21 protein-coding genes are annotated in these 23,596 nt (G+C 67.1%); 12 read left to right on the top strand and 9 right to left on the bottom strand.

Features of this window, described 5'->3' with window-relative positions:
• Nucleotides 1-3: 3 nt before the first annotated feature.
• Complete coding sequence (gene codA / locus GA645_RS11850) at nucleotides 4-1,245, top strand: cytosine deaminase (protein WP_152222940.1); 1,242 nt, start codon at nucleotides 4-6, stop codon at nucleotides 1,243-1,245.
• A gap of 471 nt (nucleotides 1,246-1,716) precedes the next feature.
• A complete protein-coding gene (locus tag GA645_RS11855) occupies nucleotides 1,717-3,681 on the top strand; it encodes a DEAD/DEAH box helicase (RefSeq protein ID WP_152222942.1) in 1,965 nt (654 codons plus the stop codon).
• A 3-nt stretch (nucleotides 3,682-3,684) separates the two neighbouring features.
• Here GA645_RS11855 and GA645_RS11860 read toward each other — a convergent pair whose 3' ends face one another.
• Nucleotides 3,685-4,026: an FKBP-type peptidyl-prolyl cis-trans isomerase gene (locus GA645_RS11860; protein ID WP_152222944.1), complete on the bottom strand. Its 342-nt coding sequence runs from the start codon at nucleotides 4,024-4,026 to the stop codon at nucleotides 3,685-3,687.
• Nucleotides 4,027-4,125: 99 nt separating this feature from the next.
• Nucleotides 4,126-5,040 (bottom strand): transcriptional regulator GcvA, encoded by a 915-nt coding sequence (gene gcvA, locus GA645_RS11865; protein ID WP_152222945.1) that lies wholly within the window; start codon nucleotides 5,038-5,040, stop codon nucleotides 4,126-4,128.
• Nucleotides 5,041-5,149: 109 nt separating this feature from the next.
• Between gcvA and GA645_RS11870 the strand changes: the two genes are divergently transcribed.
• Complete coding sequence (locus tag GA645_RS11870) at nucleotides 5,150-5,965, top strand: aminotransferase class IV family protein (RefSeq protein ID WP_152222947.1); 816 nt, start codon at nucleotides 5,150-5,152, stop codon at nucleotides 5,963-5,965.
• A 49-nt stretch (nucleotides 5,966-6,014) separates the two neighbouring features.
• Here GA645_RS11870 and GA645_RS11875 read toward each other — a convergent pair whose 3' ends face one another.
• The 4 genes from GA645_RS11875 to GA645_RS11885 form a co-directional block, all read right to left on the bottom strand.
• Complete coding sequence (locus GA645_RS11875) at nucleotides 6,015-6,464, bottom strand: isoprenylcysteine carboxylmethyltransferase family protein (protein ID WP_152222949.1); 450 nt, start codon at nucleotides 6,462-6,464, stop codon at nucleotides 6,015-6,017.
• A gap of 241 nt (nucleotides 6,465-6,705) precedes the next feature.
• Nucleotides 6,706-6,876, bottom strand: coding sequence for a hypothetical protein (locus tag GA645_RS28795; protein WP_178119524.1), 171 nt, complete (start codon nucleotides 6,874-6,876; stop codon nucleotides 6,706-6,708).
• A gap of 76 nt (nucleotides 6,877-6,952) precedes the next feature.
• A complete protein-coding gene (locus tag GA645_RS11880) occupies nucleotides 6,953-8,083 on the bottom strand; it encodes a LuxR C-terminal-related transcriptional regulator (protein WP_152222951.1) in 1,131 nt (376 codons plus the stop codon).
• Nucleotides 8,084-8,184: 101 nt separating this feature from the next.
• The gene (locus GA645_RS11885) at nucleotides 8,185-9,234 is read right to left on the bottom strand and encodes a Rieske 2Fe-2S domain-containing protein (RefSeq protein WP_152222952.1); all 1,050 of its coding nucleotides are present in this window, start codon (nucleotides 9,232-9,234) and stop codon (nucleotides 8,185-8,187) included.
• A 165-nt stretch (nucleotides 9,235-9,399) separates the two neighbouring features.
• Here GA645_RS11885 and GA645_RS11890 point away from each other — a divergent pair, with 165 nt between their 5' ends.
• Genes GA645_RS11890 through GA645_RS11920 form a run of 7 tightly spaced genes read left to right on the top strand, consistent with a single transcriptional unit; the run spans nucleotide 9,400 to nucleotide 15,449 of the window.
• Nucleotides 9,400-9,744: a hypothetical protein gene (locus GA645_RS11890; RefSeq protein WP_152222954.1), complete on the top strand. Its 345-nt coding sequence runs from the start codon at nucleotides 9,400-9,402 to the stop codon at nucleotides 9,742-9,744.
• Nucleotides 9,734-10,381, top strand: coding sequence for a Dabb family protein (locus GA645_RS11895; RefSeq protein ID WP_152222956.1), 648 nt, complete (start codon nucleotides 9,734-9,736; stop codon nucleotides 10,379-10,381). Before GA645_RS11890 ends, GA645_RS11895 begins: the two co-directional genes overlap by 11 nt.
• The gene (locus GA645_RS11900) at nucleotides 10,369-11,346 is read left to right on the top strand and encodes an NADP-dependent oxidoreductase (protein ID WP_152222958.1); all 978 of its coding nucleotides are present in this window, start codon (nucleotides 10,369-10,371) and stop codon (nucleotides 11,344-11,346) included. The genes GA645_RS11895 and GA645_RS11900 overlap by 13 nt, the downstream gene beginning before the upstream one ends.
• A 15-nt stretch (nucleotides 11,347-11,361) precedes the next feature.
• On the top strand, nucleotides 11,362-12,177 hold the full coding sequence (locus tag GA645_RS11905) for an SDR family NAD(P)-dependent oxidoreductase (protein ID WP_152222960.1): 816 nt from the start codon (nucleotides 11,362-11,364) through the stop codon (nucleotides 12,175-12,177).
• 12 nt (nucleotides 12,178-12,189) lie between these two features.
• Nucleotides 12,190-13,104: an alpha/beta hydrolase gene (locus GA645_RS11910; RefSeq protein WP_152222962.1), complete on the top strand. Its 915-nt coding sequence runs from the start codon at nucleotides 12,190-12,192 to the stop codon at nucleotides 13,102-13,104.
• A gap of 10 nt (nucleotides 13,105-13,114) precedes the next feature.
• Complete coding sequence (locus tag GA645_RS11915; RefSeq protein ID WP_152222964.1) at nucleotides 13,115-14,221, top strand: 3,4-dihydroxy-2-butanone-4-phosphate synthase; 1,107 nt, start codon at nucleotides 13,115-13,117, stop codon at nucleotides 14,219-14,221.
• A 1-nt stretch (nucleotide 14,222) separates the two neighbouring features.
• On the top strand, nucleotides 14,223-15,449 hold the full coding sequence (locus tag GA645_RS11920; protein WP_152222966.1) for a tRNA-dihydrouridine synthase: 1,227 nt from the start codon (nucleotides 14,223-14,225) through the stop codon (nucleotides 15,447-15,449).
• Between the two features lie 103 nt (nucleotides 15,450-15,552).
• Here GA645_RS11920 and GA645_RS11925 read toward each other — a convergent pair whose 3' ends face one another.
• The 3 genes from GA645_RS11925 to GA645_RS11935 form a co-directional block, all read right to left on the bottom strand.
• Complete coding sequence (locus tag GA645_RS11925) at nucleotides 15,553-17,463, bottom strand: tyrosine-protein phosphatase (protein ID WP_152222968.1); 1,911 nt, start codon at nucleotides 17,461-17,463, stop codon at nucleotides 15,553-15,555.
• Between the two features lie 169 nt (nucleotides 17,464-17,632).
• Nucleotides 17,633-19,012, bottom strand: coding sequence for a DUF1329 domain-containing protein (locus tag GA645_RS11930; RefSeq protein ID WP_152222970.1), 1,380 nt, complete (start codon nucleotides 19,010-19,012; stop codon nucleotides 17,633-17,635).
• A gap of 25 nt (nucleotides 19,013-19,037) precedes the next feature.
• Nucleotides 19,038-20,663, bottom strand: coding sequence for a DUF1302 domain-containing protein (locus GA645_RS11935; RefSeq protein WP_152222972.1), 1,626 nt, complete (start codon nucleotides 20,661-20,663; stop codon nucleotides 19,038-19,040).
• Nucleotides 20,664-20,907: 244 nt separating this feature from the next.
• Here GA645_RS11935 and GA645_RS11940 point away from each other — a divergent pair, with 244 nt between their 5' ends.
• Both GA645_RS11940 and GA645_RS11945 read left to right on the top strand, forming a co-directional pair.
• Nucleotides 20,908-22,671 (top strand): FAD-dependent oxidoreductase, encoded by a 1,764-nt coding sequence (locus GA645_RS11940; protein ID WP_152222973.1) that lies wholly within the window; start codon nucleotides 20,908-20,910, stop codon nucleotides 22,669-22,671.
• Nucleotides 22,664-23,542 carry an SDR family NAD(P)-dependent oxidoreductase gene (locus tag GA645_RS11945; protein WP_152222975.1) on the top strand — a complete coding sequence of 293 codons (879 nt, stop codon included), beginning with the start codon at nucleotides 22,664-22,666 and terminating at the stop codon, nucleotides 23,540-23,542. The genes GA645_RS11940 and GA645_RS11945 overlap by 8 nt, the downstream gene beginning before the upstream one ends.
• Nucleotides 23,543-23,596 lie beyond the last annotated feature (54 nt).

Raw genomic sequence — 23,596 nt, forward strand, 5'->3', positions numbered from 1 at the left:
CCCATGAAGATCATCAACGCCTCGCTGCGCAAGCAGACCGGCCTGTTCACCATCCGCTGCGACGGCGACGTCATCGCCGAAGTCGTGCAGCAAGCCGGTACCGTGGCCGCCAGCGGTGACGACATCGACGCCCGTGGCAACCTGGCCATCGCCCCGCTGGTGGAGCCGCACATCCACCTCGACGCCACCCTGACCGCCGGCGAGCCGGAATGGAACATGAGCGGTACGCTGTTCGAGGGCATCGAGCGCTGGGCCCAGCGCAAGGAAACCATTACGCACGAGGACACCAAGTCCCGCGCCCACACCACCCTCCGCATGCTGGCCGCCCACGGCATCCAGCACGTGCGCACCCACGTCGACGTGACCGATCCGACCCTGGCCGCGCTCAAGGCCATGGTCGAAGTCCGCGAAGAAGCCCGGCATCTGGTGAACCTGCAAATCGTTGCCTTCCCGCAGGAGGGCATCGAGTCCTACGAGGGCGGCCGCGAGCTGATGGAAGAGGCGATCCGCCTCGGCGCGGACGTGGTCGGTGGTATCCCGCACTTCGAAAACACTCGCGAGCAGGGCGTCAGCTCGATCAAGTTCCTCATGGACCTGGCCGAGCGCACCGGTTGCCTGGTGGACGTGCACTGCGACGAAACCGACGACCCGAACTCGCGCTTCCTCGAAGTGCTCGCCGAGGAAGCCCGCGTGCGGGGCATGGGTGGCCGCGTCACCGCCAGCCACACCACGGCGATGGGTTCCTACGACAACGCCTACTGCTCCAAGCTGTTCCGCCTGCTCAAGCGTTCGGGCATCAACTTCGTCTCCTGCCCAACCGAAAGCATCCACCTGCAGGGCCGCTTCGACACCTTCCCGAAACGCCGTGGCGTGACCCGCGTGGCCGAGATCGACCGCGCCGGCATGAACGTCTGCTTCGGCCAGGATTCGATCAAGGACCCGTGGTACCCGCTGGGCAACGGCAATATCCTGCGCGTGTTGGATGCCGGCCTGCACATCTGCCACATGATGGGCTTCGACGACCTGCAGCGCGCGCTGGACCTGGTCACCGACAACAGCGCCCGCGCGCTGAATCTGGGCGCGCGCTACGGCATCGCCGCCGGCCGTCCGGCCAACCTGCTGGTACTGGGGGTGGAGAGCGATTACGAAGCGGTGCGCCAGCAGACCAAGGCGCTGTACTCGATCCGCAATGGCCGCGTGCTGATGAAGCGCGAGCCGGAGCAGGTGGAGCTGTTCGAGGGCTGATTTTCTTTTCGTAGGAGCGAGCTTGCTCGCGAACGCTCCGACGCCGGCAAGGCCGGCGATCGGGTCGGATCGCGGACAGAGTTCGCTCCTACAGGAGTCGTGCACCAGGACTGGAGTTGCCGCAATTCGTAGGATGGGTGGAGCGAAGCGATGCCCATGCTGTCGGTGCACGATGTTGATGGGTTTCGCTTCGCTCTACGCCATCCTACAAGGGCACAAAAGACTGTTGCTCCTACGCAGGAGTCTGCTTTTCGTAGGAGCGGACTTCGTCCGCGATTGACGCCACCCGCTGGCGATCCACCCGGTGCCCGTGTGCCGGGCTCTCCTCCAGACTCAAACCCATGCACCGGATTGCGAATCCGGATCCTCTCGATCCCATTGCTGTCTACTGGCATGTCACTGGGCGACCGTTTGCCTGTCGCTGCCCAAAAGCGCTTATGATTCAACGCTGTAACTGATCGGATAGGGCCCATGGAGTCTGCTGTCGAACGCTACAAACGGCTGCTTGCCGAAGCCCTTGCGCGTTATTTCCCCCGTACCACCGAGTACCTGCGCACCGAGCGTGAAGCGGCGCGGCCGCAACCCCGTGGGCGCGGCAAGGCCAAAGGCGCGTCCAAGGCGCCCGCCAAGCGCAGTGCCAAGGCAAAGAAAGAGGGTGACAAGCCTGCGCCGAAGCGCCCGCGAGCACCCGCCGCAGCTGGCATCTACGGCACCGCCAAGGCGCCCGATGAACAGCACGCCCTCGACATGCGCCAGCGCGTGGCCCAGGCGGCCGCCCACGGTGTGGTGAGCCTGCCGTCGGACGAGCAGTGGGCGATGATCCTCGCGCCCGAACCGCTGGCCCGCATCTTCGCCGGCGCTGGTTCCGGCAAGTCCACCACGCTGGTATTGCGGGTGGTCTACATGCTCTGCCACCTCGGCATCGACGCCGAGAAGGTAACGGTGATTTCCTTCACCAACGCGTCCTGCGCGCAGCTGCGCGAGCAACTGGTGAAGGTGCTCGGCTATTGGGGCCATCCGTTCGACGTGGCGCAGGCGCGGCAGTGCGTGCGCACCTTCCACTCGGCCATGGGCACCCTGGCCAAGGTGGCGCTGAAGAATCCGCGCTGGTTCGAGCAACTGGACGAGCGCGATCCCGCCAGCGAGCTGGACAACCCCTTGCTCGCAGGCCGCCTGCGCCCGGCGCAGCAGCGCCTGCTCAAGCAGGTCTACCAGCAGTGCTACGCCGATCAGGCTCCGTTCCGCACGCTGGTCCATCAGCTGCTCGACCTGCCGGCACCGCCCGAAGCTGGCGAAGACGGTAAGCCGCCGCGCATTGGCAAGGCGCCGCTGGATGCCTTCAAGCTCGCTGGCGAGTTCATTGCATTGCCGCTGTTCGAGGCGTTCTACGCCCAGTCCGGATTCATCGAGAGCATCGGCCTGCGCATCGACCGGCTACAGCCATCGAGGCTCGGCTGCCCGACTCGCGAGCGCCAGTTCATCGAAGCACTGCAACTGTTCTGGAGCGCCTTCGACACTGCCTTGCAGGAGCAGGGCCTGCTGACCTTCAACCTGGCCTTCCAGCGCCTCACCGACCAGCTCGGCGACGGCAAGCTGCCGGCCGAGGCCCTGGCGCCGTTCCAGCACCTCCTGATCGACGAGTTCCAGGACGTCTCGCCGCAGATCGTGCAATGGCTGCAAGCGTTGCACCGCGACCTCGCCAGGCGCGGCGAGGTGGTCAGCCTGATGGCCATCGGCGATGACTGGCAATCCATCTACGCCTGGCGCGGCAGTTCGCCGGAACTGTTCATGGACTTCGACCGGCACTTCCCCAGCAAGGGCCGGCGCAAGAGCCGCGTGCTGCTGCTGGAGACCAACTACCGCAGCATCGACCCGGTGATCCGCGACGGCGAGCGGGTGCTGGTGGGCGTGGCCAGCAAGCAGGCCAAGACCTGCCGCGCCTTCAAGTCGGCGGAGGCGGGCGACCACGGGGTGAAGCTGGTGCAGCGCTTCGATGCGCGCAACAACCTGCCGATCCTGCTGGAGGAAATCCGCAAGCAGTGCGAGCACGTTGCTGCACGCGGATCGCGGGAGAAGACCGCCGTGCTGCTGCTCAGCCGGCGCAATGAAACCCTGCAGACCATCCTCGGCGAGCTGGACCGCAAGTTGCCGGTGAAGGGCATGACCATCCACCGCGCCAAGGGCCTGCAGGCGGAAGTGGCGATCATCGTCGACGACTGCGCGCCGCCGGAGAAGCACCCGCTGCGCAGCGCGCTTTACGCGGCCTCGGGCTTCTTCGCCAGCAGCTATGACCAGGCCCAGCAGGATGAGCAACTGCGCCTGGCCTACGTGGCGATCACCCGTGGGGTGAGCCGGGTACTGTGGTTCACCCGCAAGGCCCAGGGCCCGACGGCGATCCTGGCCATGCGGCGCAGCGTGGAAGCTGCGCCTGCCTGAGCATCAGTCGTCGCGGGTGAGGACTTCCAGCAGTTCGATCTCGAAGTGCAGGTTGGAATTGGGCTGGATGTGTGCGCCGACCTGGCGCTCGCCGTAGGCCAGGTGCGCGGGCACGAACAGCTTGCGCTTGCCGCCGACCTTCATGCCCATGAGACCAATATCCCAGCCCTTGATGACACGACCTGTGCCGATCACGCACTGGAACGCGCGGCCCTTGTCGTAGGACGAATCGAAGACGGTGCCGTCCTCCAGGGTGCCCTTGTACTGGGTGGTGATCAGGGCGCCCTTGACCACGGCCTTGCCGTCGCCGACGACGATATCTTCGATCTGCAGTTCGCTGCTCATGGCGTTCTCTCATGATGGGTGGCGGCACGGCGCCGCGAGGGCGTGGGTTTTCGCAGGAAAGCGTGGCAATGGCAAGTCGTACAGGCGCCTCCCGGTCGATCAATGGGTGGCCATCTCGCCGAGTATCCAGTCGCGGAAGGCCGTTACCCGCGGGTCGTCCGCGCTGGCCTGCGGGTAGACTAGGTTGTAGGCGTAATTCTCGGCCACTGGCACGCCCAGTTCGAAGGGCTGCACCAGCAGTCCCTGTTCCAGCTCGCGGGTGACCAGGGCGCGGTCGGCTAGCCCGACGGTGCCGCCTTCCAGCGCCGCCTGCACCACATGGCTGGTGTCGTCGAAGGCGACGCAGCTGCTGGAGTCGAAGTCCTCTACGCCCGCCGCCGCCATCCAGCGTGCCCAGTCCGGCCAGGGCGCACCCTCGGTTTCGCAATCTACAAAGCACAGGGTGTGGGCCAGCAGGTCCCGTGGCTCGCGCAGGGGTGGCCCTTCCGTCAGCAGGCTCGGGCAGCACACCGGCACGATCAGCGTATCGAATAGCCGCTCGGCCCGCAGGCCGGGGTAGTGACCGCTGCCGAAGCGAATGGCCAGGTCGACATCGTCGACGGCGAAATCCCGCAGCTCGTCGCTGACGTCGAAGCTGAGCTTCAGGCCCGGATGCAGCGCGCGAAACGCCGGCAGGCGTGGCAGCAGCCAGTGGGTGGCGAAGCGTGCGGTCAGCGAGACGCGCAACTGCTCGGAGCTGCGCGACAAACGCCGGGCGCGCACGGTGGCGCGGCGCAACAGGTCGAGGGATTCCGTCGCCGCTTCCAGCAGCAGCGCGCCGCCGGGCGTCAGCTGGATGCTGCGGCTGGTGCGGGTGAAGAGGGCGAGGCCGAGCTGGTCTTCCAGCTCCTTGATCTGATGGCTGACTGCGGCCGGCGTGAGGCCGACTTCCTCCGCCGCACGGGTGAAGTTCAGGTGGCGGCCGGCGGCCTCGAAGGTGCGCAGGGAGCGGATGCCGGGAAAGGAGCGGCTCATCGATCTTCAAATCCTATTTGATGATCTGTCGAGAAATACTCGTTTCTCCTGGCTTAGTCAAAACCGGATAGTGAGTTCACTTGATAATCAAGCAGAGGAAGCCAGCGCCATGTCAGCCGCCATTCATCCCTACATCACCCAACGCAACACCCGGCCCGCCAGCGCCGATGACCTCGCACCCCTGGCCTTCGCCGGCTATGCACACTTCACCGCCATGCAGGTGCGCGACGGCGGCATTCGCGGCCTCGACTTGCACCTGGAACGCCTGTGCAACGCCTCGCAGCGGCTTTTCGGCCAGAGCCATGCCGACGAGGAGATTCGCGCTGCCCTGCGTGCCGCGCTGGCGCAGGCACCGGCTGACGCGTCGCTGATGGCCACGGTGTATTCACCGGCGGGCGAGTTCACCGTGGCAGGGCCTGAACACAGACCGGAACTGCTGGTGCGCACCGCGCCGCCTTCCGATGGCCCGCAGGGGCCGCTCTCGCTGGCCATCGCCAACCACGAGCGGGTGCTGCCGGAGATCAAGCACGTCGGCGAGATCGCCAAGACCTGGTACCTGCGCGAAGCGGTGGCCGCCGGCTTCGACGATGCGGTGTTCGCCGACCATCGCGGCCGCTTGAGCGAAGGCACCATCTGGAACCTGGCGTTCTGGGACGGCGAGACGGTGATCTGGCCGAAGGCACGGATGCTCGGCGGCACCACCATGGCCATCCTGCGTCGCCAGTTGGAGCAGCTCGGCGTGCGCCAGTCGGTGCGCTGCATTGATCGCCAGGAATTGCCGCGCCTGGCCGGCGCCGTGGTAATGAACTCCTGGACGCCAGCGGTGCCGGTCAAGCGCATCGACAGCGTGGATATCCCACCGGCGCCGGCGTTCGTCGAGCTGCTGCGTAGTGCCTTCGAGGCGGAGCCTCGCGTTCAGCCCTGAAGATGGGCCTTGAGGCCGCTGGCCTGCGGTCTGTAGCGGCCCGTTGCACTCAGACCCAGCGCCGCACCCGCCGGCAATAGGCATCGAAGTTCGCCCCGAACCGGCGTCGCAGGGCCTGTTCTTCAGGCGCGATCTGGAAGCGGTTGATGTACAGCACGAAGGCAATCACTCCCAGCACGGCGGGCAGGCAGGCGAGGGCGATGCTCCAGGCCAGCAGCACGAGGGCAAACCCCAGGTACATCGGGTTGCGCGTGTGGCGGTAGATGCCGGCCACCACCAGCGCGGAGGCGGTTTCCGGTTTCATCGGATTGACGGTAGTGCGTGCGCGGCGGAAGGACAGCACGCCGGCCAGGCACGCCGCGATGCCGGCCAGCAGCACCAGCAGCGCCAGCCATAGCCGGCCGCCGAACGGGGGCAGCGGGCGGGCCGGAAGCCACATCAGCGTGCCGAGGAGCACCGCCACCAGGGGCGGGGGAATGCGATGTTCGAGCCAGTTCATGGGCCTCTCCCTGCGATACCGTACGGCCACCCTAGCGCGTTGGCGGTGCAGGCGTAAGGCTTGCCATGGCGCAGGGCGTATAACGCTCGACGTTATACGCCGTTTGACCATGGTGGCCGAGCACTCTGGGACCGGCCACGGAGCCGGGAATTCAGCCGTTCTGGGCTTGATCGTGGAGCCGGTAATGAGCGAGGCATATCGGCGTACAACCGCGAACGGTTGTACGCCCTACGTTTGCCGGTCAGGGGAGCTGGCGCAGGCAACTGCCGAGAATGCAGGGTGGGGTCGGCAGCTGGAGTGTATTGCGGGCCGCCTGCAGCCTCGCGTCTTCGTAGAAGCACAGCATGAAGTGCGCGGTCAGCAGGCTGGCACAGATGATGAGCGTGATCAGCAGCGGGATGAACCTGGACATGGCATCGGCCTCGTCGACTAACCCCATGCTTCGCACGTTAGTCTCGGAGGCGAGGTGGCCAAATCGTCCACTTGGACTAGCCAAGGGTGGCCACACTGCGCAGGATCAGGCGCACCAGCATGGTCTGCCGGGTCACCCCGGTCTTGGAGAAGGTCGAGCGCAGGTGGGCGCGCGCCGTATTGCGGCTGATGCCCAGCTCGTCGGAGGCTTCGTCCAGGGTCAGGCCGTTGGCTAGCAGCATGGCCAGCTGCGCCTCGGCCGGGGTCAGGTCGAACAGTGCCTTGACGATCTCCTGGGGCGCGCGGGATTCCTGCTCCGGGTCGCTGACGAAGATCACCACCGACGGGCAATGCTTGCCTTCGTTCCACTCGCTCAAGGGTACCGAGCGCACGATGATGCCCAGGTCCGAGCGGCCGGACGGGCGTTGCACGCGCATGGCCTCAACCACCGACGGCTGCGAGCTTTTCTGCGACTGCAGGGCCTGCTTCACCAGGCGGCGGAACTCCTGGCTGTCGCGCGGGGTGCCGACCTGCAGGGTGTCGCCGCTGATCTTCAGGCCGTCCTTTTCGCCCAGCAGGTTTTCCGCCACCTGGTTGGTCTGCAGGATCTTGCCGGTTTCGTCGAGGATGATGGTGCCGACGGCGAACTGGTCCACCGCGCCGGCGTAGAGGTTGCGCTCGGTCTCGATGCGGTTGATCTGCGTGTGCAGCATCACCGAACGCTCCAGGTGCGGCACGAAATAGGCCAGCAGGGCCTTGTCGTTCTCGGTGAAGCCGGGGGACTCGACGCCACGGCTGACACGGATACGGCACAGGGCGCCATCGCTGGTACGGATGTCGGCGCCGAGGATATGGAACACACCCACCGGCTCGAGGAAATTGCGGTAGAACTCCGACGCCAGCCATTCTTCCTTGGAGACGAACTCATCCAGGATCACCACCTGGCCGCTGGGCAGGTCGACGAAGGGATCGAGGTTGAAATAGTACTGATTGTAGGAGGCCACCACTGCGGCCGAACTGCCGTTGGTGTTGACCATCAGCCCCTCGTTCTGGTCGCTGGGCGGACGCAGGATGAAGGTGGTGTACTTGCCGCCGAGGAACTGGTTGATCTGGCCAAGGAAGGACTGCCACGGCGTGGGCTCCAGGGGGCCCTGATAGAGATTGCCGAGCATTCCGCTGAACTGGTCGAGCGAAAGCGAGTGTGCCATTGGTGAACCATTTCTTATTTTTGTAGTAGGAAAGCGCCGACGAGATTAATCGGCGCTTTTCGCAGAAGGCAATCCGTCCCTCAAGGCAGGAGACGGGTGGTTCAGGCCGGCTCGGCCTGCGCCGCGCAGACGATGAAATCCTTGCGCTCGGACAGGTTCGCCGGCAGGTCGGCAACGTTGGTGTAGAACTGCTCGTACCACTTGCGCAGCTGGTAGACCGGGCCGTCGCCGTCGCACAGCAGCGGGTTGTCGACACGGGTCTTGGTGTGCCAGATCGCCACGTCCTCGTAGAACGCCAGGCGCGCCTGCTCCACGTAGGCCTGGGCCACAGCGCGGTTTTCCTCGGTGGTCAGCCCCGGCACCTTCTTCACCAGCACGCCGTAGCGCAGGGTGAAGCTGTTCTGGTTGATCGGCACGTGGCAGTTGAGCAGGATCGAATGGATCGGCTGGCCGCCCATGGCACCGGTCATCTCGGTGATCTGGTACGCCGGGCCGAAGTAGGTGGCCACGGTGGTCAGCTCGCTGTCGCCGGACAGGCGGGCGCTGCGGCCGCGCATCACCTGGGTGGCGGTGTGCGCTTCGAAGTGGTTGCTGAAGTCGTCGATGGGCGCGCCGTGGACGCTCTTGAAGTGCGCCATGTCGGAGACGTTATCCACCAGTTCGCGGCAGTTGGTGTCGATCTTGATGTCAGCCACTTCCCATTCGGCCCACGCGTCGTCGTAGCAGGCGTCGATGCGCGGGATCGCCTGGCTGGCGATGGGCGGATTGCCTTCAGGGTCGTTCCAGACGAACAGCAGCTGGTTCTGCTCCATCACCGGCCACGACTTGATCTTCGCCCGCGGCGGAATGCGCTTGGCGTAGGGAATGTCGTCGCATACACCGTCAGCGCCCCAGCGCCATTCGTGGAACGGGCAGCGCAGGCTGTTGCCTTCCACGCAGCCGTCGCTCAGGTCGGCGCCCATGTGCGGGCAGTAGCCGTCGAGGATATTCAGCTGGCCATCTTCGCCCTGGAAGGCCACCAGGCGGGTGCCGAACACATCCAGGCGGTGCGCCTTTCCGTCGCGGTACTGGCTGGCCAGCCCCAGGCAGTGCCAGCCACGCGCGTAGCGGTCTTCTATGGGGCGGGCTTCGATTCGGTGCAGCGTGCTCATCTTGTTGTTCTCCCATCGGGTGCCGCAGGCAGGGGGTGGGTGGCGGCAAGGGCCTGGTTGGATTCTGCAAGCCAGAGCGGTGACGGCATCGTCTGAATGGACGATGGCCGGAAAACAGGGGATCGATTTACTGGCCTGCACAACAACAAGACGCGGGAATTCTCGATGATCCGCATACTCGATGAGATCACCCTCGATGCCGAGCACATCGATACGGTGATGCAAGCCCTGGCGGAGCTTTATCTGCCGTCCTGTGCCGAGCGCGGCCTGAGTCTTGAGCAGCGCTGGGTATCGCCGCCGGTGGCGGTACCGGGGCGACCCAATTCCCTCTGGCTGCTCTGGCAGGTGCCCGATGTCTGGGGCTACTACGGCATGCGCAGCCGTCTGGGGCCGCAGGCGATGCAGTTCTGGGCGCAGGTGGATGGCCTGTGCCTGAGTCGCCGGCGCCATGTGCTGGGCGATGCCGGCCAGCTGCTGGAGCACCAGGGAGGGCTGAGCCATGTGGGCTGAAAGCGTACAGCTCGACCTCGCCGCCGGTGCCAACCCCTCGGATCTTGCGACCTTGCTGCGTGAGCGACTCAGCGGGCTGCCGGGCTTCCGGCACCTGGCCCTGGGCGCCAACCTGCCCGGCAGCTGGGGCGCCTCGGACTGCACCCTCGACCTGATCTTCGACCAGAACCCCGGTCATACCCTGGCCGAGCGCCTGGCGCACGTACCCGGCGCCGCCCGCCTGGAGCGCCACGCCTACCGCCGCATCGGCGGTGGTCTGCGCGACCCGCAACTGACCGGCGGCATCTGGCGCACCCTGCTGCTGCATGTCAAAGCCGATGCCGCCCCTGACCAGCGTGAAGCGCTCGAACGCGATCTGCTGCGGATGCCGGCGTACATGCAAGGCATCCGCAACTGGCAGCTCTCCGAAGTCATTGGCGACAGCCGCTGGACCTACGTCTGGCAGCAGGAGTTCGCCGGCCTTCCCGACCTGCAGGGCGAGTACCTGGCGCATCCCTATCACTGGGGCTGGGTGGATCGCTGGTTCGACCCGGAATTCCCCGAATGGCTGGTCGACTCCATCGCCCACGCCTTCTGCCCCTTCGACAGCAGCCTGCTGAGCCTGGCCCAACGGAGTGCCCCTCGATGCGCGCAGTGATCATTCAACGTGTCGGCGGCGCCGAAGTCCTGCAACTGGCCGAGGTCGAAACGCCACGCCCCGGCCCCGGCGAAGTGCTGGTGCGGGTCAGCCATGCCGGGGTCAACCCGGCCGACTGGAAATGCCGCGAGGGCTATCTCGCCGGCTTCTTCGAATACCGCTTCCCGCTGGTGCTGGGCTTCGACCTGTCCGGCACCGTGGCTGAGGTAGGCGAGGGCGTGGACGACCTGCCGGTCGGCACCCCGGTGTTCGCCCAGAGCGACGTCGGCGCCGGCAAGTGGGGTTCCTACGCCGAATACGCCTGCGTCTCCCGCGCCTCCGTGGTGCGCATGCCGCAGTCGCTGGACTTCGCCGCCGCCGCCGCGGTGCCGACCCCGGCCCTGGCCGCCTGGGCTGGCCTGTTCGACGAGGGCGGTCTGCAAGCCGGCCAGCGGGTGCTGGTGCATGGCGGCGGCAGCGCGGTGGGCGGTTTCGCCATCCAGCTCGCCCGACATGCCGGCGCGTGGGTCGCCACCACCTGCAGCGCCGACAACCGCGAGCACGTTGCCGCCCTGGGCGCCGAGTGCGCCATCGATTACCGCCGCGACGACATCGGCGCGGTGCTGCGTGACTGGTCCACCGAAGGCGTCGACCTGGTGCTCGACTGCATCGGCGGCGGCAGCCTGCCCGACCCGCTGGGGCTGCTGCGCAGGAACGGCATCCTGGTGTCGATCCTCACCCTGGCGCCGGGCGACGGCGCACCGGACATGGCTGCGGCAGAGCGCCTGGGCGTGCGCATGGCGGTGGCCTACAGCCGCATGCCCAGTGGCGCCACCCTGCAACGGGTCGCCGATCTGCTGGCCAGCGGCGCGCTGGTGCCGCCGCGTCTGGAACAGCTGCCACTGGCCGACGTGGCCGTGGCCCATACACGCCTGCAGCAGGGCCTGGCCCGTACCAAGCAGGTCCTGCTGGTAACGGCGGACTGAGAAAGAGGAATGACGATGAGCGTTCGACAAGGCCAAGTGGCCGTGATCACCGGTGCCGCCAGTGGTATCGGCCGGGGGCTGGCGGAACACGCGGCGAAACTGGGCCTGCGCCTGGTGCTGGCCGACCGCGACCAGGCCGGTCTCGACGACCTGGCCGGACAACTGCGCGCCAGCGGCAGCGAAGTGCTGGCGCGGGCCACCGACGTGGCCAGCGAGGCTGACCTCGCGGCCCTGCGCGATGCCGCGCTGGCGCAGTTCGGCGGCGTCGACCTGCTGTTCAACAACGCCGGGGTGATGCAGACCGGCGCCAGCTGGGAGCTGAGCGCGGCACAGTGGCAGCGCATGCTCGACATCAACCTGGTGGGCGTGATCAACGGCCTGCGGGTCTTCGTGCCGACCCTGCTGGCCCAGGGCCGTCCGGCCCACGTGATCAACACCGCGTCGCTCGCCGGCCTGCTCACCAGCCCGTTCCTGGCCGCCTACACGGTGACCAAGCAGGCGCTGGTTGCACTCTCCGAAGTGCTGCACCACGAGATGGTCGCCCTCAACGCGCCTGTCGGTGTCTCGGTGCTCTGCCCGGGGCCGGTGGCCAGCCGCATCATGTCTTCCGACCAGGCGGGCGAGGGCGCCGGCGCCGCGCTGGGCTCGCTGCTCGAACAGAGCATTCGCCAGGGCATGTCGGCGAACGAACTGGCGGTGCGAGTGTTCCAGGCTATCGACGAGAAGCGCTTCTGGATCTTGCCGCACCCGGACTTCAAGCCTGCGCTGCAGGCCCGCACGCAAAGCATTCTCGACGAGACCAACCCGGTCTTCCTGATGGCCGACGTATAAGAAGGAGTGACCATGGCCCTCGATCCCCATATGCAGGCTCTGCTCGAACAGTTCGCCGGCGCCTTCGCCCTCGACTTCGACACCCTCGACGCCACCACCTACCGCAGCTTCGCCGACCAGGGCCTGCCCGGTGAAATCGTTGCACTGACCGAAGTGCGCGACCTGCGCCTGGCCAATGATCTCCCGACGCGGCTGTACCGCCCGAGCGCCGAGGCCGGCCTGCCGCTGCTGGTGTTCTTCCACGGTGGCGGCTTCGTTGCCGGCACCATCGATACCCACGATGACCTCTGCCGTCGCCTGGCCCTGGCCACGGGCGCGGCGGTCGCCTCGGTGGGCTACCGGCTGGCGCCGGAAACCCGCTTCCCCGGGCCGGCGGAGGATTGCTACCGCGCCACCTGCGAGCTGGTCGAGCGCGCCGCCGAACTGGGCGCCGATGCCTCGCGCCTGGCCCTGGCCGGCGACAGCGCTGGCGGCAACCTGTCCATCGCCGCTGCGCGCCTGCTCAACCAGCGCGGCGGGCCGCGCCCGAACGCGCTGTGCCTGTTCTACCCGGTGACCGACCAGAGCTGCGGCACCGCCTCCTACCGCGAATTCGCCAAGGGCCACTTCCTCGAAGCCTCGATGATGCATTGGTTCTGGCGCCAGTACCTGGGCCAGTGGCCCGCGCCGCTGGACGTGCTGGCCTCGCCGCTGCACGCCGCCGATCTCGGCAGCCTGCCGCCGACCCTGCTGATGAGCGCCGAATACGACCCGCTGCGCGACGAGGGTGAAGCCTTCGCCGAGCGCGCCCGCAGCGCTGGCGCCGAAGTCGCCCTGGTGCGCGCCGAGGGCATGATCCACGGCTTCGCCAGCTTCGCACCCTTCGCCCCCCGCGCCGCGGCTTACCTCGCGGAAGCGGCGGCCTGGCTGCGCGGCAACCTGGCCTGAGGAGACGAGCATGACGCTGGACAGTCCGCTGCACCTGATCGAAGCCCTGCGTCGTGGCCAGCCGGTGGTGCTGGTCGACGGCGAGGATGACGGAGGCGATGGCATGCTGCTGCAGGCCGCCGAGTTCGTCGACGACGCTGCGCTGAACTTCTTCGCCCGCGAGGCGCGCGGGCTGATCTGCCTGGCGCTGACCGACACGCGCTGCCACGAACTCGGCCTCAAGCCGATGACCGACAACCCGCGTGGCGAAGGCAAGGGCTTCATGGTCTCCATCGAGGCCACCAAAGGCATCACCACCGGCATCTCCGCCGCCGACCGTGCGCGCACCGTGCAGGTCGCGGTGGACCCGGCCAGCGGCCCGGCCGATCTGGTCAGCCCCGGTCACGTCTTCCCGCTGCGTGCGCTGCCCGGCGGGGTGATGAGCCGCGCCGGCCACGCCGAGGCGGCCTGCGACCTGACCCGGCTGGCCGGATTGCAGCCGGCGGCGCTGCTCGCTGGCATCCTCGACGAGGAGGGCGAGAACGCCCGTGGCGAAACCCTGCGCGCCTTTGCCCAACGCCATGACCTGCGCATGGGCGGCATCGCCGAACTGATCCACCACCGCATCCTCCACGAAGGCACCATCGCCCGCAGCGGCGAATACCGCATCGACACCCGCCACGGCCCGTTCCGCGTGTGCGCCTACCACGATGCCTTCAAGGACGTCGTGCACCTGGCCCTGGTGCGTGGCGAGGTGAACCCGGCACGGCCGGTGCTGGTACGCGTACAGGCGGTGGAAACATTCCGCGACCTGCTGGCCGGCGAGCCACCGCGCGGGCCGCAGCAATGGAGCCTGGACCGCTCCCTGGAACATATCGCCGCCGAAGGCAGCGGCGTGCTGGTGCTGCTGGCGCAGCAGGAAAGTGCCGCCGCCATCCTCGACCAGCTGTCCCACGGGCCGCGTCTGCAAGTGCCGACCTTCCCCCAGCGCACCCTGGGCGTTGGCGCGCAGATCCTGCGCGACCTGGGCGTACACCAGATGCGCCTGATGAGTTTCCCGGCTCCCTACAAGGCGGTGTCCGGCTTCGACCTGGAAGTCGTCGAGTTCGTCCCCTTCACCCCGGCCCAGGAGGCTTGAGATGACCCCGCAAGACGCGCTGGACAAGGTTTTCGCTCCCACCCACCTGGCCGGCCTGGCCCTGCGCAACCGCGTGATCAAGACCGCCACCTTCGAGGGCATGTGCCAGGGCGGCGTGCCCAGCGACGACCTCGTCGCACACCACGCACGCATGGCGCGTGGCGGCGTCGGCCTGAGCACCGTGGCCTACTGCGGGGTGTCGCCCGACGGCCTGACCTTCTCCGACCAGATGTGGATGCACGAAGGCGTCTTCGCCAAGCTCAGCGAGCTGGCCGGCGCGGTGCACCGCGAGGGCGGCGCGGTGTCGGCGCAGCTGGCGCACTGCGGCTTCTTCAGCCGCAACCGCCCGCAGAACATCCCGCGCCCGCGTGGCCCCAGCGCCTGCATCAACCAGTACGGGCTGTTCTCCGGCGTGCCCTTCGCCGGCGCCATGGGCGATGCGGACATCCGCAAGACCCTGAAGGAGTACCACGACGCCGCGGCCTTCGTGAAACGCGCCGGCTTCGATGCCATCGAAATCCACATGGGCCACGGCTACCTGCTCAGCCAGTTCATCTCCCCGGCCACCAACAAGCGCAGTGACGCCTACGGCGGCAGCCTGGACAACCGCCTGCGCCTGCCGCTGGAAGTGCTGGCGGCGGTGCGCGCGGCGGTGGGCGACGACTTCCCGATCCTGGCCAAGCTCAATCTCAGCGACGGCTTCGCCGGCGGCCTGGAGATCGACGAATCCTGCCGCGCCGCGCAACGCCTGGCCGAGCATGGCCTGAACGCCCTGGTCATGAGCGGCGGCTTCACCAGCCGTTCGCCGATGTACCTGTTCCGTGGCGAAAGCCCACTGCAGCAGATGATCCCGCTGGAGCCCAACCCGCTGCAGCGTACCGCGATGAAGTGGTTCGGCGGCCGCCTGTTTCCCGACTCGCCCTATTCGGAAATGTACTTCCTCGACCAGGCCCGCCAGGTGCGCCAGGCCACCGACATGCCGCTGGTGTACCTGGGCGGCGTGAGCAGCCGCGACAGCCTGCAGCGCGCCATGAGCGAAGGCTTCGACTTCGTCGCCATGGGCCGCGCCCTGCTGCGCGACCCGGACCTGGTGCGCAACATCCAGCAGCAGGCCGAGCGCTACGAGAACGGCTGCAACCACTGCAACCAGTGCGTGGCGAGCATGGGGCTGCCCGGGGGTATTCGCTGTGTGCTGAACCGGCCGGAGAGCTTTGCGGCGGTTCGCTAGGTCGTAGCAGAAGCCCAAAGAAAAACGGCCTGCACTTTCCGGTGCAGGCCGTTTTCTTTTGCCTTCCACTCGGGGCCGGGCCGGCCCCCGAGGGTTGCCGCGCTTAGAAGGCGAAGCCCAGGCTGACGCTGCCGCTCAGGCCGTGGCTGTCGGAGCCTTGCAGGCCCTGCACATCGGCGTTGACGCTGACCGCGCCGGCACGGGCTGTGAGGCCGGCGCCGACCTTGAACAGGTCGCGGTCGTTGAAGGCCGAGACCTGCTCCACGGCGAAGCCCTGGACCGAGCCGTGGCTCTTCACCTCGGGGTTGCCCAATGCGTGCTCGTAACCCAGGTTCAGCCCCGGCTCCAGGCTCCAGTCGCCGACGCGGGACTGGCCGAAGCCCAGGTTCAGGCCGCCGACCAGGCTGGTGACGGTCTTGTCGACGGTGTCGACGTCCAGGGCCAGCTCGCTGCCTTTTTCGTTGAAGCTGTCGAGGCGAACCTGGCTGACGCGTACGCCGAAGGTCGGCTCCAGCGTCAGGTCACCGCTGTGGGTGCGGTAGCCGAGGTTGGCCAGGGCGCTGAACAGGCTGCCCTGGGTATCGCCCTTGGCGCGGCCCAGGTCGTTGCCGAGGTCGCGGCGGCTGTCGTAGTCGACATAGCCGGCGTCCAGGCGCAGGTCGGCGTAGGCGCCCTGTTCCAGGCTGTCGAAGGCGTAGCGGCCGCCCAGGGTGATGAAGGTGAGGTCGGCGTCGGCATCGGCGCCGGAGCTGGCCACCGAGCCGTTGTCGTAGCCGAAGCCTGCGCGGGCGCTGGTCTGGCTGTCGAAGCGATGGGTCAGGCCGACCAGTACGCCCTGGCTGTGCTCGTTGCTGCTGGAGGCATGGGACGAACCATCGGTGCCGACGTAGCTGGCCAGCGCGTTCATCCACAGTTGGTTCTCGCCTTCGCGCAGGTCGCGGCCGCTGGCATAGGGCGCGATGGCGCTGTCGATCTGCTGGGTCTGGCGCAGCAGGTAGCTGGCCGAGTCGGCGTGGATCTGCCCGCCGACGCGCTGTTCCAGGCCACCGAGGCTGCCGGCGTCGATGGCCGATTGCAGGTAGTAGTTGTAGGCGCTGTAGCGGCCGGACAGGTCGCTGTCCTGCAGGGCGGCGAGCAGGCCGGCACCGGCCGCGGCATTGCCGGCGAGCCCCGCCTGGCCGGGCAGGGTGCCGTAGCGGACCATCTTGCCGCGCAGCACGTAGATCGTTTCCTGGTCCAGGCCCAGGCCTTCCTTGAGGTAGTTGTCGACCGAGCCGTAGCGGGCGGTGATCTGGTCGAGGCCGGCCTGCAGGTAGCTTTCTTCAACACCCAGCAGCGGCGCGTAGACCGAGGCCAGTGCCGGTGCGCGGGCGCTCAGCTTGGCCAGGGTGGCGCTGATGCTGCCGGCGCTGTAGCGGTTGGTGGCCAGGTAGTCCTGCATGATGGTCGCCGAGTCGACGCCGGCGATGGACTGCAGCATGGCGGCGGTCCAGCCGGTGCGGTCCTTGCCGGAGGTGCAGTGGAAGATCACCGGGTCCTCGGCGCTGGCCAGCTCCATGAACAGGTCGTGGTAGCGCGCACGCTGGCCGGCGTCGGTGACGAAGTCGCGGTTCAGGTCGCGCATCCATTCGCGCGCGGCTGCGGGGCTGGTGAGCGGCGGGTTCACCTGCTCGCCGCCGATGATGTTGATGTTCTGGTAGCGGGCGCCGGCGGGGAGGGTGTCCGGTGCCTGGGCGATTTCGCCGGGGGTACGCAGGTCGAAGACTTCGCCGATCCCCAGTCCTTCGAGGATGGCCTTGTCGTTGCCTTTGAGGGTCAGGGCGTTGGAGCGATAGAACACGCCGGAACGCATGACGCCGCCCTTGGCGGTGACATCGGCCTGGCTGGTGCCGGCGACGTCGCGGAAGTTGTCCGCACCGGTGAGGCGCGGGGTATTCAGCGAGAGGTCGAGGGCGAGTGCGGAGGTGTGCGGCAGGCAGAGCAGAGCAGCAGGGATGAGCAGTCGCTTGGCCACGAGGGATGATCCTTATCGAGGGAGGGTGGTCACGACGCAGGTGCGATGAACCCGAGCGGTTCATGCACGGGAGCGTCATCGTTACAGGCGCGAAAAAGCCGCGCCAAAAGGGGAATTCGCAGGCGAAAAAAAACCGGTCGCCCTCGCGAGGGCGGCCGGTTCTGTGGCCTTACTGGCCGAGCTTGCGCAGGTTGCTGGCGGTGAAGTAGCTGGCGTCGAAGCGAGCGTCGTTCAGGTGGGCGGTGCCGCCCATGCCATTGACCAGGCGATCGACCAGGTAGGAGCCGGCGATCAGGTCGTGGTACACCGCAACGCGGGCGTGGAATGCCTGGATCTCGTAGGCGTACACCGAGGTCTGCACGTTGGTGCGCCACAGCTGGCCCTTGGCGTCGTAGTTGTCGGCGAGGGCGGCGGTCCAGCTGTCCTCGTCGAGGTACAGGCGGCGCTTGGCGTAGATGTGCCGGCTGCCCGGACGCAGGGTGCCTTCCAGTACCCAGACACGGTGCAGCTCGTAGCGCACGGCGTCAGGGTTGAGGTGGCCGTTCTCGGTGAGCAGGGTGTTCAGGTCCTGGTCCGGATCGTCGAGCTTGTAGTTGTTGTACGGGATGTACATCTCCTGCTTGCCGACCATTTTCCACTCGTAGCGGTCCGGGGCGCCGTTGAACAGGCGGTCCTCGTCCATCACGCGGAAGCCACCGGCGCCGTACGGCGTGTCGTAGCCGACGGTGGGTGCGCGGCGCACGCGGCGGGTGCCGGGGATGTACTGCCAGCTCTGGCGAGGCTGGGCCACCGGGTTGCTGAACTCGTTGGTGAGGATGATCTCGCCTTTCTTGCGCACCGGTTCCAGGGTGCTGATCATCGCGTAGGCCTGGATGCCGTCGTAGGCCTTGGCGTCGCCGGTGGGGTTATCCCAGGGCGAGAAGATCTGGTAGTGGACCTTCTCGAACACGCGGCTCTGGTTGGAGAGGGTCAGGGCCATCTGGTAGGTCGCTTCTTCCTTCCAGGCGCGGCTGGGCAGGTTGTGGTTCCAGATCAGCTCGTAGCCGTTCTTCGGAATCGGGAAGGGCGAGGCGCCGTAGGCGTTGGCGACACCGTAGCCATCACTGACCAGTTGGGCGTTGGCGGCGTTGTACTTGATGTTGTTTTCCACGGACTCCGAGTAGCGGAAGTCGCGGTGGCTCGGGTAGACGACCAGCTTGTAGGTCTGCGGGTAGCGCTTGAACAGGGCCTTCTGGCCGTCGGACAGCTTGTTGGCGTATTGGTCCATGTTCTGCGCAGTGATGGTGAACAGCGGCTTCTCGTCCGGGTACGGATCGGGGCGCTTGTGCCCGGTGCCTTCGAACTTCACCTGGGGCGGAGTGCCGCGCCACTTGCCGGTCCAGGCAGGGATGCTGCCGTCGGCGTTGCCGGCTTTCTCGGCGCCCATCGGGGTCAGGTCCTTGCCCAAGCGGGCAATTTCTTCAGGGCTGAGCTGGGCTTGGGCGTGAAGGCTGGCGGCGGCCAGGCCGATGGAAATGAACAGGGGCAGCAGGCGGGTTTTGCACGTCATTTTCTTGTTCTCCTCGATTTCAGGATCAGAAGCTGTATTTCGCGGTTAGCGAGACGTTGTCGCGGTCCGACAGGGCGGTCTCGCTCGGGCTGCCGAGGAACATGTTGTAGCGGGCCTCGATGGCGAAGTTGTTCAGGTAACGCCAGGTGGTGCCGATGCCCAGGCGGTCGTCGCCTTGGCCAAGGCCGAAGCTGCCGGGCATCGACGAGCTGCCGTTGACGGCTTGGCTGAAGATCAGCGGAACGCTGAGGTCCCAGCCGTTGAAGACGTTGTTGTAGTCAAGGGTGAGGTTGGCGGTGTAACCCCAGGCGGAGGTGTCGTAGTAGAGCTTGCCGGTGTTGGGGGTCTCGATCATCGCGTAGCCGCCGGCGCCGGTCGGCACGAAGACGTCGAAGCTGGGCGCCTTGTCGTTGCTCAGCACGCGGTTGTAGCCCACCTCGCCGGTGAAGGTGACGTTGTCGGCGAAGGGCTGGTTGCCGAAGGAGTGGATGACCGACATCAACGCTTCCATGGTCTTGGCGCGCACCGGGTGCGGCACCAGGCCGGTGTCCACCAGTACCGGCTGGCCGTCGCGGTAGCTCAGTTCGCCGCTGACGTTGGTGTCGCCCAGCACGGTAGAGAAGCTCGCGCCGTACAGGTCGATGTCGTCGAAGTAGCGAACCTGGTACTCGGCCTGGTTCCAGTGGCTGAGGAAGTCCAGCTGCGGGGACTTGTCGTGGAAGCGTACGTAGTACAGGCCGAACTCGGTGTTGTTCAGTTGTTCGGCGCTGTAGGTCATCGCCAGGCCGAACTGGCCGGAGTCGCTGGGCTTGTCGTCGCCGATGCGGTGGGTCAGGCCGAAGGCGTCGCTGTAGCCGCCGCGGTCCATCTGGTCGGTAACGGAGAAGAAGCTGCCGACGCCGTCGATCTCGGTCTTGCTCCACTCGTACTGGTAGTAAGCCTGCAGGCCGACGGCATCGGTGAGGGCGTACTGGACGAAGGCCTGGCCGACCGGCAGGAACAGTTCCTTGACCTCGACGCCGGGGACGTTGGCTTTGGTCGCATCCACCGGGCTCATGGCGCCGGAGATGCCGAAGCCGTTGAACAGGCTTTCACCCCAGCTCACCACCTGATTGCCGACACGGGCGTTGAGGGCGTGGCCGTCAAGGTCCCAGGTGCCGTAGGCGTAGGTGTCGAGCATGCGCACGCGGTCACCGTGCTGGTCGACGGTGGCTTCGGCGAATTCGTCGGGCTTGTCGCAACGGCCGGCGGCCAGGCAGTTGGAGGTGCCGGTGGTGTTGTCGTTGCTGTGGTGGTAGACGTCGTCGTAGAAGCCGGTGGCGCGGGCGAACAGACCAAAGTCGTCACGGAACTTGAAGTCGGCCTCGGTGAGGAAGCTGGCGCGGTTGTTGATCAGGCTGCCACGGGAGAAGGCGTTGTCGCCGTCGTCGATGTTGGCAATCGCCGGGTTGCTGCCACCGTTGGACAGCGCGTGGGAGCGGTTCTCGGTACGCCAGGCGAGACCATAGCTGACGGTGGTGTTCCAGTTGATCTTGAGATCGTCGTTGACGTCGAACGACAGTGCCTGGGCCTGACTGGCCAGGAACAGGCTCGAGGCGCTGATCGCAACGGCAAGGGGCATCGGCTGGAAGGCGATTCTTATTCTTGTCATTTCGTCCTCTGCTCGGGCAGGCACGTTCGTCCAGACCCGGAACTGTGTTGGCGGGAATGTGGCGGGGCTGACTATGTGGTCACCCGGTTTCGTCAACATCGTCCGAAGGGACTAAGCCACCGGGACGGTGCGCCGGACGCTCTAGGGCTAGTCTCATCGGACGATGTTCGGGCTCATGGGCTGCGCGAAAAATCGCCGAGGATGCGTGGGTCGGACCCACGCCAGCTCCCGGAGAAAACAGCGCATGAACGCAAGGGCGAGCGGCCAGCGGAGCCGCGAGTGGGACCACGAATGTGACGTACTGGTGGTGGGCAGCGGCGCCGGCGGCATGACCGCCGCACTGCGCGCCCGAGACTTCGGCATGGACGTGTTGGTGGTGGAGAAGAGCGACCGTTACGGCGGCACCTCGGCGATATCCGGCGGTGGCATCTGGATCCCCTGCAACCATCGGATCGCCGCCCTCGGTGGCCAGGATTCGGCGCAGGAAGCGATTCGCTACATCCGTACCGTAACCCAGGACCTGGTCACCGATGGCCGCGTCGAGGCCTATGTTGAACACGGCCGGCGCATGGTCGAATACCTCGAGGCCAACAGCCGGGTGCGCTTCGAGGCGCAGCCCGAGTACGCCGACTATTACCCCGAGGTTCCGGGCGGCAAGCCGGGCTTCCGCTCCATGGACCCGCTGCCGTTCGACGCCCGCGAACTGGGCGAGGAATTCGCGCGGATGCGCGAGCCATCGCCGGGCACCCTGATGATGGGGCGCGTGGGCATGACCATGAAGGAAGCGCGCGTGCTGCTCTGTCGCGGCCCCGGCTGGGTCGGTCTGACCCTGAAGATTCTCTGGCGCTACTGGCGCGACCTGGGCGGACGTCTGCGTTCCAAGCGCGACCGCTTCCTGACCCTGGGCAACGCCCTGGTCGCCGCGCTGCGCCGTTCGCTGCTCGATCGGCAGGTGCCGCTGTGGCTGGAAGCGCCGCTGCAGGGCCTGGTGGAAGAAGACGGCCGGGTGGTGGGCGTCGAACTGCTGCACAAGGGACGCCCGCTGCGGGTGCATGCGCGGCAGGGGGTGGTCATCGCCGCCGGTGGCTTCGAGCGCAACCAGGCGATGCGCAGCCAGTACCATCCGCAGCCGTCGCAGAGCCAGTGGAGCGCCACGCCGCCGTACAACAGCGGCGACGGTATCCGCGCCGGCCAGGCATTGGGCGCGGCCACCGCGCTGATGGAACACGCCTGGTGGGCACCGACGACCCATGTCGAAGGTGAAGAGAAACAACGCGCGCTGTTCGTCGAGCGCACCCTGCCGGGATGCGTGCTGGTGGACGCCGCCGGCCAGCGCTTCGTCAACGAAGCCGCGCCCTACACCGACATCGTCTACGCCATGTACGGCCACAACACCGAGCAGGCGCCCAGCGTGCCGTGCTGGATGGTGTTCGACGCCGAGTTCCGCCGCAAATACCCCTGCGGCGCCTTGCTGCCCGGCTACGCGCAACCCGACAGCCGCCTGCCCAAGCACCTGCACGGTTACTACCACAAGGCCGACAGCATCGGCGAACTGGCCACCGCCATCGGCGTTGACGGCGCCGGCCTTGCTCGCACCCTGGAGCGTTTCAACCGCTACGCGGCACTGGGCCAGGACCCGGACTTCCACAAGGGCGAGTCGGCCTTCGACCGCTACTACGGAGACCCCACCGTGGTGCCCAACCCGTGCCTGGCGCCGCTGCTCAAGGCTCCGTTCTATGCGGTGCAGATCAATGCCGGCGACATCGGCACCAAGGGTGGCCTGCTCACCGACGTGCATGCCCGCGTGCTGCGCGAGGACGGCAGCGCCATCGAGGGTCTGTACGCCATCGGCAACTCCGCCGCCTCGATGATGGGCACCACCTATCCCGGCGCGGGCTCCACCATAGGTCCGGCGATGACCTTCGGTTTCCTCGCCGCCGAGCACATCCAGCAGCAGGCCGAGCAGACTCGCGCCCGCGCTACCCAGGAGGCTTCCAAGAATGTCTGAACAGACTCCCCGTATCGCCCTGGTCACCGGCGCCAGCCGTGGCGTCGGCAAGGGCATCGCCGAGGCGCTGGGCGCCGCCGGCATGACCGTCTACCTCACCGGCCGCTCATTGAGCTCCGGCGCCGCCACGCTGCGCGGCCAGGTGATGCACGGCTCCATCCATGAAACCGCCGCGGCCATCGACGCCGCCGGTGGCAAGGGCATCGCCGTGCAGTGCGATCACGCTGACGACGAGCAGGTGCGCGCGCTGTTCCAGCGCATCGAGGCCGAGCAGGGCCGCCTGGACCTGCTGGTGAACAACGCCACCTTCATCCACGAGCAGTTGATCGAGCCCGGCCCGTTCTGGGAGAAGCCGCTGGAGATGGTGGACATCCTCGACATCGGCCTGCGCTCGTCCTACATCGCCAGCTACTACGCCGCGCCGCTGTTGCTGCGTGCACCGAATGCGCTGGTGGCCTTCGTCTCCTCGTTCGGCGCTGGCTGCTACATGCATGGCCCGGCCTACGGGGCGCAGAAGGCCGGCGTGGACAAGCTGGCGGCGGACATGGCCATCGACTTCGAGAACAGCGCGGTCGCGGCCGTCTCCCTGTGGCTCGGCCCGCAGCTGACCGAGCGCACCGCCATCGCCGGCCAAGCCAAGTCCGAGCAGTACGAGGCCTTCCTGGCGATGGCCGAGACGCCGCAATTCAACGGCCGGATCATCCGCGCACTGCTGGACGATCCGAAGCTCTCGGAGCTTTCCGGGCAGACTCTGGTCAGTGCGGAACTGGCGCTGCGCTATGGCATCAAGGACAGCGACGACCGCCAGCCGCCGTCCTGGCGCGAGCAGCTCGGTGGCCCGCGCCTGCAGCATCCGGCGCGGGTGCTCTGAGCCGGCAGTCGTTCGACAATGTCTGTGACGTGAGACAAAAAAGCCGGCCCCCCG

This window comes from Pseudomonas sp. SCB32 (assembly GCF_009189165.1).
Taxonomy (GTDB): domain Bacteria; phylum Pseudomonadota; class Gammaproteobacteria; order Pseudomonadales; family Pseudomonadaceae; genus Pseudomonas.

Bases quoted from the DNA above. Each gene is read 5' to 3' on its own strand.
- codA (WP_152222940.1), top strand. From the start codon at position 4: ATGAAGATCATCAACGCCTCGCTGCGCAAGCAGACCGGCCTGTTCACC.
- GA645_RS11855 (WP_152222942.1), top strand. From the start codon at position 1,717: ATGGAGTCTGCTGTCGAACGCTACAAACGGCTGCTTGCCGAAGCCCTT.
- GA645_RS11860 (WP_152222944.1), bottom strand. From the start codon at position 4,026: ATGAGCAGCGAACTGCAGATCGAAGATATCGTCGTCGGCGACGGCAAG.
- gcvA (WP_152222945.1), bottom strand. From the start codon at position 5,040: ATGAGCCGCTCCTTTCCCGGCATCCGCTCCCTGCGCACCTTCGAGGCC.
- GA645_RS11870 (WP_152222947.1), top strand. From the start codon at position 5,150: ATGTCAGCCGCCATTCATCCCTACATCACCCAACGCAACACCCGGCCC.
- GA645_RS11875 (WP_152222949.1), bottom strand. From the start codon at position 6,464: ATGAACTGGCTCGAACATCGCATTCCCCCGCCCCTGGTGGCGGTGCTC.
- GA645_RS28795 (WP_178119524.1), bottom strand. From the start codon at position 6,876: ATGTCCAGGTTCATCCCGCTGCTGATCACGCTCATCATCTGTGCCAGC.
- GA645_RS11880 (WP_152222951.1), bottom strand. From the start codon at position 8,083: ATGGCACACTCGCTTTCGCTCGACCAGTTCAGCGGAATGCTCGGCAAT.
- GA645_RS11885 (WP_152222952.1), bottom strand. From the start codon at position 9,234: ATGAGCACGCTGCACCGAATCGAAGCCCGCCCCATAGAAGACCGCTAC.
- GA645_RS11890 (WP_152222954.1), top strand. From the start codon at position 9,400: ATGATCCGCATACTCGATGAGATCACCCTCGATGCCGAGCACATCGAT.
- GA645_RS11895 (WP_152222956.1), top strand. From the start codon at position 9,734: ATGTGGGCTGAAAGCGTACAGCTCGACCTCGCCGCCGGTGCCAACCCC.
- GA645_RS11900 (WP_152222958.1), top strand. From the start codon at position 10,369: ATGCGCGCAGTGATCATTCAACGTGTCGGCGGCGCCGAAGTCCTGCAA.
- GA645_RS11905 (WP_152222960.1), top strand. From the start codon at position 11,362: ATGAGCGTTCGACAAGGCCAAGTGGCCGTGATCACCGGTGCCGCCAGT.
- GA645_RS11910 (WP_152222962.1), top strand. From the start codon at position 12,190: ATGGCCCTCGATCCCCATATGCAGGCTCTGCTCGAACAGTTCGCCGGC.
- GA645_RS11915 (WP_152222964.1), top strand. From the start codon at position 13,115: ATGACGCTGGACAGTCCGCTGCACCTGATCGAAGCCCTGCGTCGTGGC.
- GA645_RS11920 (WP_152222966.1), top strand. From the start codon at position 14,223: ATGACCCCGCAAGACGCGCTGGACAAGGTTTTCGCTCCCACCCACCTG.
- GA645_RS11930 (WP_152222970.1), bottom strand. From the start codon at position 19,012: ATGACGTGCAAAACCCGCCTGCTGCCCCTGTTCATTTCCATCGGCCTG.
- GA645_RS11935 (WP_152222972.1), bottom strand. From the start codon at position 20,663: ATGACAAGAATAAGAATCGCCTTCCAGCCGATGCCCCTTGCCGTTGCG.
- GA645_RS11940 (WP_152222973.1), top strand. From the start codon at position 20,908: ATGAACGCAAGGGCGAGCGGCCAGCGGAGCCGCGAGTGGGACCACGAA.
- GA645_RS11945 (WP_152222975.1), top strand. From the start codon at position 22,664: ATGTCTGAACAGACTCCCCGTATCGCCCTGGTCACCGGCGCCAGCCGT.